The sequence below is a fragment of the Bacillus fungorum genome (genome assembly GCF_002746455.1).
GTDB lineage: Bacteria > Bacillota > Bacilli > Bacillales > Bacillaceae_G > Bacillus_A > Bacillus_A fungorum.
The window spans coordinates 1-8,078 of sequence record NZ_NWUW01000065.1 but is presented as its reverse complement, the minus strand read 5'-3'; the positions used below and the strand labels follow the sequence as shown (position 1 = coordinate 8,078).

Here is an 8,078-nt window from a genome sequence, read left to right as displayed (position 1 = left end):
TGCTTAAATTCCGCTGTAAAGGTTCTTCTTTCTCTTTTATTTTTCGTCATAGTAGATTCTCCTCAAATAGATTAGTTGTAGTCTACTTGACCTTAATTTTTTTGTCTAGTTCAGTGTAGCCTATCCATCCTTTTGTGCTATGTAAGGATTCTCAACTTCTTCCGCTGAGGTTTTTCCCCTCCATGATTAATCTGATTCTACTCATTCACCTACATTAATAACCGATTTTTCTTTTATTTTTAAAATTGTATCTCCTGAGTTATTGATAATATGCTCAATTATATTTAACATATTATCTCCTAGTCCTTTAATGGTACTATATTTATATAAAGTAGTTGAGTACGTTAATATGCATTTAAGTTCACTATCATTATCTATAATTTCTAATATCAATTTAAAATCTGATACAGGTTGTTCGATCATTTTAAAAGACTTAATTTCTAAATCCCCTTTGAATTCATTAAATTTAATAACTTTTTGAAACAGAAACATCGCTTCAAAAACCTGGTTATTAAGATTAACACTTTCTCGATAATTATTAAGTACTTCATCAGAGGTATATTCCTGATTTTCAATAGCTTTTAAAGAGTTTTCTTTTACTTCTTCTAAGAAATCATAAAATAATTTATTATCGAGCGGCTGGTTCCTAATAGCAACCGTATTTACAAATAAACCCATGGTTGATTCTAAATCTAAATGCGTGCGTCCCCCGCTCATACTTCCAATAATAATGTCATTATTTTTACTATAAGTAGATAGCATAATAGTATAAATAGTTAGCATAACTGTATATAGAGTAGTATTTTTTTCTTTAGCAATTAAATACAATTTCTCTTTTTGTAATTTATTAATAACGAACTCAATATTATTACCCTTAAAGTCTAATTCTTGTTTCGTTTCGTAATCAGTAGGCAGCTTAAGCATTGAGAATTGGTCCTTGAATAAATTTTTCCAATAATCCCCTTGCTTTTCTATACTTTTAATACGAGACAGTTGCCAGTTTGCATAATCTTTATATTGAACACGCAAGGGTGACAGACTCTCTCCATTGTAATATTTTATCAAATCATTCATAAAAATATTTAATGAAATTCCATCTGATATAATATGGTGCATATCTAGTAAAAACAAATAGCTGTCTTCCCCCACTTTTAATAAGTCGCATTTAAAAAGTGGTAACCTATTAAGATTAAAAGGTTGAACAAAGTTATTAATATAATTAGCTATTTCTTTATGATGATTCATTTCAATGACATTGAGTTTAAAAGAGTAAAATGAAGCTATCTTTTGTCTTAATTCAGAGTTTATTTCTAAAAAGTATGTTCTTAAAGTCTCATGCCTTTCTATTAAATGTGAAATTGCATTTTCTAAACGCTTCACATTTAAAGTTCCTTTGAACTCTGTAACAGAAGGCATATTGTATGCAATTTTTGATGGTGAGATTTTGTTCATTTCAAACATCCTCTTTTGTAGAGGAGAGCTTACATAACTATTCTTGTTACTTATTTGAGGTATAATTAAATGTTCTTCTTTTCTTTTTCCTTCTATTTGTTTTGCTAGCTGTTTAAATAAAGGGTTGTCAAAGACATCTTTTATTGATAATTTAACTTGAAATGTCTCGTGAATCTTTGTAACTAAGTTTGCTGCTTTAAGTGAATGTCCTCCAAAATCAAAAAAATTATCTAACAGTGAAGGTTTGTTAGTCCCTAGTACGTCACTCCATACGATTGCTAATTCATTTTCTAATTGAGTTAAAGACCTTTCTTCGGAACCCTTTTTACTTTTATGAATATACTTAGGCAAAGATTTGTAATCAATTTTCCCATTAATAGTTAAAGGTATATCTTTTAATTCCATAAAATAACTAGGTATCATGTAATGCGGAAGCACTTCACTTAATTTTTCTTTTATTTTTTCAGTTGTTACAGAGTTATTAGTTACATAATAAGTAATTAATTCTAGACTTTCTTTTTCAACTTTAATAGGGATTATTACTGCTTGTTGAATTAACCCTGTTTTATAAAGAGCGTTTTCTATCTCTTCTACCTCAATTCTAAACCCTCTTATCTTTACTTGGTTATCTACCCTACCCATATATTCTACATTACCATCTACTAGCCACCTTGCTAAATCACCCGTATAGTAGATCCTTTCACCTGGAACAATAGGATTCTCAACGAATTTTTCTTTAGTTAAATCAGCTCTATTTAAGTAACCCCTTGCAAGTCCTTTTCCAGCAATATACAAATTACCTGTAACACCAATAGGCTGCAATTTAAATGAATCACTAAAAATATAAAGCTTTGTATTGAGATTTGGTCTCCCAATGGGAATTGACGACATTTCATTTCCTTGAGTCAGGTAACTTGATACTTCAACGGTGGTCTCTGTAGGTCCATAGGTATTATATAACCTAGTATTATTTTTTAATGTAAGTGTATCGTAAAAGCATCTTGCTAAATTAGCAGACAAAACTTCCCCGCCTACAGAAACATACTTAACGGTCGCTAATTTGTCTTGCATTTTAAATTCATTTACATAATTTAAAAAAACTTGAAGCATAGACGGTGAGAACTCAAGGTGTGTAATTTTATATTTATTAATAGCTTCTATAATAAGTAAGGGGTCCATTTCAGCATGATTTTCTAATAAGCTAAGGCGTGCCCCTTTCCACATCCACCAAAATAATTCCCAAACAGATGCGTCAAAAGATATAGTGGTTTTTAACAAAAGTGAGTCTGTATCCTTAAGTGGACTTCTTTCCTCAAGGGTTTGCAGAAAATTTATAACCGATTTATGTTCAATCATTACACCATTTGGTTTTCCGGTTGTTCCTGAAGTATATATAATATAAGCTATATCTGTAGTTTTTACTTCACTATTTAAATTATTTACTTCACCAAGATATATATTATTTAAGGAAATTTTAACTCCTTGAAATGGAATTTTATCTTTAATTGAATGGTCTGTTAACAAAAATGATGCACCAGAATCATTTAATATAAGTGAAATTCTGTCAGCGGGATATTTGGGGTCAATTGGTAAATAAATTGCACCAACCTTTAATACCCCAAGTATGGAAGCTATCATTTCAACTGAACGTTCAAAACCTAATCCTACAATATCACCAGGATGTACACCCCTTTTTTGAAGTTCTTTTCCAATTTGATTTGCTTTAATATTCAATTCTTTATATGTAATTTTCGTATCTCCAGATTGAATAGCTATATTATTTGGTTTTTTTTCAACTTGATACTCGAACATACCGTGTATCGTTTGAAATTTTAATATATGACTTTCTGATCTATTGAATTTATTTAAAATATCTAGACGTTCCTTTTCTAACAAAACATCTATAGAACCAACGTCAGAATCAATCTCAGTATCCAGTAAAGTATCAATTAAATTTATTAATCTTTCACTATGTAAAGAAATATCGATTTCAGAGTATTCTCTTGGATTTGCATCCATTTCAACTTTTATAGTAGATGTTTCTACATCAATGTAAATATTAATTGAAATGTCTTCTACTGGACCTGCTGAAAGATTATGGACTATACCTTTTACACCCCCGAAATTTAAACTGTAATCAAAAGCTTTAAAGTTTACTACAGGCCCAAATAATTTATCATTAGTACCAACGTAACCGAGCTCTCGTCTAATTAATTCACTTCGATATTTTTCATGTTTTTTAATTTCTAATATTTCCTTTGAAACCTGCATAATTAAATTATTAATGCTATTGTTACTTTCAACATGAACATTTAGAGGTAGAACATTCATCACATTTGAAGGAATTGTAAGTGATACTGAACCGAGCCTACACATCATTGGTAGTCCAAGTATTATTTTATTTTGTCCAGTAGTTAAACTTAAATATATTGCAGTCGCAGATAATAAAATTTCAGACCAATTAATTTTTAGAGAGTGAGCTAAATCTTCAAGTTTTTTAATTGTACAAGCTGATAAATATCTAGTTTCTCGAATGAATTGACCTTTAGGTATACAAGTATCTTGATTCATTTGTTGATGATTATTAAAACTAACTACCTCCGGATGATACTTCATTTTATTTATCCAGTATTTACTGTCCTGTAAATACTTATCTGAATTATAATAGTTATTTTCTTCTTCAATAATAGAACTTATTGACCCAAAACTAATATTATCTATACAAACGTTAGTCAATTTTGAAGTATAAATATCAGAAACCTTTTTTAAAATTAGAGAAACACCATAACCATCTATAATTGCATGATGAACTTTCTGATACCAATAATATTTATTATTATCAATACGGAAAATCATCTCTCGATATAATTGATCATTTGAAAGATTCATTTCTAGTTCCATGTCTTCTTTCATCCAATTAATTGCTAAATTGTGTGCATCATTATTACTCGATAAATCGTGATAATCTATTATTATTTCTTTCTTTTCATTAATATTTTGGTATAATTCATCATCTCTTTCAAAAAGATTTGCATTTAGTGCTTCACACTCAAGAATAGTTTGCTTAATTGAATCTTTCAAAAGATTCACATTAACTTCCCCATTAATTTCTACATATTCTGCCGTATTAAAAACATTGCTATTTTTCTGAAGTTTTTGCGCATACCAAATTCCACGCTGGGCAGAAGTTAAAGGTATTTTCCCCATAAATATGACCCCTTTTAATTCATTGTTATTGAAGTAGTGAGATTTTTAATTAAACTAAATTGTATGTATTGGATGAGTAAAATAATTCTATTGAAGAACCAATTAATTCAGTTGTTTTTTCATGTCCTATTTGATTGATAACATTCTGGATTAAATATTCAATTTTAGAGAAGGGATCATAATTAACGTTAAGCTTATAAAAAGCATAAAAATAATTGATGCAAATAAAAAAATGAGAGCTTGATAAGTCTAGGAAAAATATCCTTGTAAAAATTTGTAAAGAAACCACTTCTGTATTAAAAAAAGAAACTTTTTCCGATTGGCATCCTCTCAAAGTATGAAACACCTAACACTCTAAGTTGCTTATAGACATTATATTGAATATCCATAGTCGTTTTTTCTTGTAATGACCGTCCAATAAGGTTTTGTGTTAACATTATTACAATCATTATAAAATTAGCAATACCTATAATCGTAATTAATATCCAGAATTTTCTATAACCCTCTGCTGGGAAAATATAATCAATAAAAATTTGAATACTTTTAGGGATAAATACTTGTACAGCAGTTATGATTAAACCACTTAAGATAAATAAAAAGAGAAACCAGCTGTAAGGTTTATAGTAGGATAATACCCATTAATAAACTTTAAAAAGTTTATTAATGGAATTTTTAAACGGAATTAATGATGAAAGAATTTTAAGCATATGTTTACCCATCTTTTAAGTAATTATTAACTTATCTTTTTAAAATGAATCACTCAATACTTCTTAATTTCAATCTATAACTAATTTTCTAATTTATATATAAAATATATTATATATAAATACTAAAAAATGTCAATACTATTAAATTTTAACTTTATTAATGAATAATACCAAGAAGTCTGTTCCTGTATTGGTAAGTTAGTAATAAGATATATTATTTAAAGAAGAAAGGAATTAAGCGATGGAACTGAAGCAAAATATGGAGACACTAGTGAAAAAGCGGCAGCTTCTTTTTAAATATATGGAAAAGTTTCCGTCCTATATTCAGGATTATTTTAAAGAAAAATGCATAGTTTATCTGCATCATCGTTAATTGGGTACGCAATCGATTTTGAACATTTTCTTGAATGGATACTAACTTATGAAAATAGCCTAATTAATCACATAAAAGATGTTATTCTTACTCTATTTCAAAATATAAATCCCACTCAAATAAAAATTACTACTTAAATTCCAAAGAGTATAAAGTGGAGCGTAGACTAAGTGGCAAACAATTAACCCCAAAAACGTTAACCAGAAAAATGTCTGCCATCATTGCTCTCTACCCTTAGCTTTCAGAGATCGCTAAAAATTGTAAAGGTGAGCCTTAATATTCCTTATAAGCAACAACGTCTAGAACTTTTGATACCTGTCAAAAGATTAAATCCTATATATTAAGAGCTGAAGAGTTTAATAAATTTAGAGAATTTATTTACTAGGGATACTCAGAAACAGATTTAACGAATTATTTAAAAACACAACATCTTCTAAACATAGAACGTGATTCGATAATCATACCTCTCATTCATGAAACATGGATAACAGCACCCGATATACAAAATGCATTATTTCTTACAAAACAACAGCAAGAAGGCTAGCTAATAAAAGTTTGAGCGATACAAAACTTAATTGAAAAACATTTAATAGCTTATGGAAAGCCTCTAACAGCACATAATCTAAAGTGTAGTTTTGGTACTAGACATTTAGCTGAGCATAAGGACTTAAAAAAATCACAACAAATTATGGGCTACTCAGATATTAATACAACAAGAATATACACATTTATCTAAAAGATATTTGGAGATTATATGATTTGGTATGAATTTCTTTTACTAATTACAATACGCTTTTTCATTCCCTGTCGCAACAATTTTATCAAAATTTTGGAAAATAACCGCAGGTTGGCTAATTTCTTACGCTCATTCTCTTTGAAAGATGCTTAATTGTTTTCTTTTCATCCTTATCAAATCTATTTGAGTTATTATTTTGGACAGAGATATTAAGTATTTGTATGATTCTGTTGCAAATTTTTCTACATAAAGCTACACTCTAGAATACAGGATCTAGGTGAATTAGACATGAGATATTTTAAAGGAAAACAATTCAAAAAAGATATTATTTTAGTAGCGGTCGGCTACTACTGTCGTTTTTCTTTAAGTTATCGCGATGTATCCAAAATCCTGAAAGAACGTGGTATTTCAGTTTACCCAACAACCATCATGCGATGGGTTCATGAATATAGCAATCTCATCTATCAAATTTGGAAAGTAAAAAATAAATCCGCTCTCTTATCTTGGAATTTGGATGAGACTTATATTAAAGTTAAGGGAGAATGGTGTTATTTTTATCGTGCAATTAATAAAGATGAACAAACATTGGATATTCAACTTTGTAAAAAACGGAATCGTCAGGCTGCCTATGCTTTCATGAAAAGATTAGTAAAACATTTTGGAGAACCTACGGTTCTCACTACAGACAAAGCGCTGGCATTACTTTGCGCATTTAACAAATTAAGAAAACAAGGGTTTTATCCAACTACATCCATTGTACAATCAAACATTTAAACAATCTTATTGAACAGGATCATAGGCATGTAAAAAGACGTTTTTCCAGTAGATATTTATCTAAACTTTTGACATAAATGTTAATGCAAGATGGTTTCTTCAATAAAACATTATATAAGAACACCTCTAATCATTTTTCTTCATTATAATATCTTCTGGATGTCCTTTTAGTTTATAATAGTTCATGTTAAGACGGATAGCTATTACAGATATTACGACAAACCCTACTATATATAACATATCTCTTTCTCCATTTTCTTATTGTTTAGCGAACTTATTGTGTAAATATTTCATATGTTCCTTATTAATATCCTTATCGATAATGTTCGCTCGCAATATTGTTTGGTAGATATGCTGGACCTCATCATTTGTTAGCTGCACCTCAGTATAAGATTCAATACAACTTTTTAAATCGTTATAATATAGGACGTGTTTATCTTTGGAATGAACATTTACCCTTTTCAGACTACATTTGGGATGAAATGCTGCAATAGAGATACACGGCAGCTGTTGTTCCATTACCCATTCGATTGCTTTTATATGTTTATAATTTTGTCGAAATGGATTTTGAAAAGAGGATTTCTTTCTAAAAATACCTTGTGTCCACCTTGCAGATTTTTCATTTCCATAGATCCATCCCTCGTAGTTTTTCGTCTCTATAACAAATACACCTGTTTCAGCGATAACAATATGGTCAATTTGCGTTGTATCACCGAACTCCGTATAAACCGTCACATTATGTAACACAAAGTAACTTTTTGGATCTAATTTACTTAGTATACGTTTTACCAGTTTCTCTCCCGCTTTTCCTTTCCATTTTGGTACATGT

Annotated in this window: 4 protein-coding genes and 1 pseudogene; 2 read left to right on the top strand and 3 right to left on the bottom strand. The window is 29.4% G+C overall.

Annotated features, from left to right (window positions below):
- Positions 1-201: 201 nt before the first annotated feature.
- Together CO726_RS29930 and CO726_RS33300 are read right to left on the bottom strand one after the other, a co-directional pair.
- The gene (locus CO726_RS29930) at positions 202-4,659 is read right to left on the bottom strand and encodes a non-ribosomal peptide synthetase (protein ID WP_099686717.1); all 4,458 of its coding nucleotides are present in this window, start codon (positions 4,657-4,659) and stop codon (positions 202-204) included.
- A gap of 296 nt (positions 4,660-4,955) precedes the next feature.
- Complete coding sequence (locus CO726_RS33300; protein ID WP_136699908.1) at positions 4,956-5,249, bottom strand: ABC transporter transmembrane domain-containing protein; 294 nt, start codon at positions 5,247-5,249, stop codon at positions 4,956-4,958.
- 1,052 nt (positions 5,250-6,301) lie between these two features.
- Here CO726_RS33300 and CO726_RS33295 point away from each other — a divergent pair.
- Positions 6,302-6,475 carry a tyrosine-type recombinase/integrase gene (locus tag CO726_RS33295; protein WP_099686718.1) on the top strand — a complete coding sequence of 58 codons (174 nt, stop codon included), beginning with the start codon at positions 6,302-6,304 and terminating at the stop codon, positions 6,473-6,475.
- Between the two features lie 288 nt (positions 6,476-6,763).
- Positions 6,764-7,290, top strand: a pseudogene (locus tag CO726_RS29920) (IS6 family transposase); the annotation flags it as partial.
- A 217-nt stretch (positions 7,291-7,507) separates the two neighbouring features.
- Here the strand turns inward: CO726_RS29920 and CO726_RS29915 are convergent.
- Positions 7,508-8,078 (bottom strand): nuclease-related domain-containing protein (locus CO726_RS29915; RefSeq protein WP_099686716.1); only part of this gene is annotated, 571 nt, incomplete at its 5' end.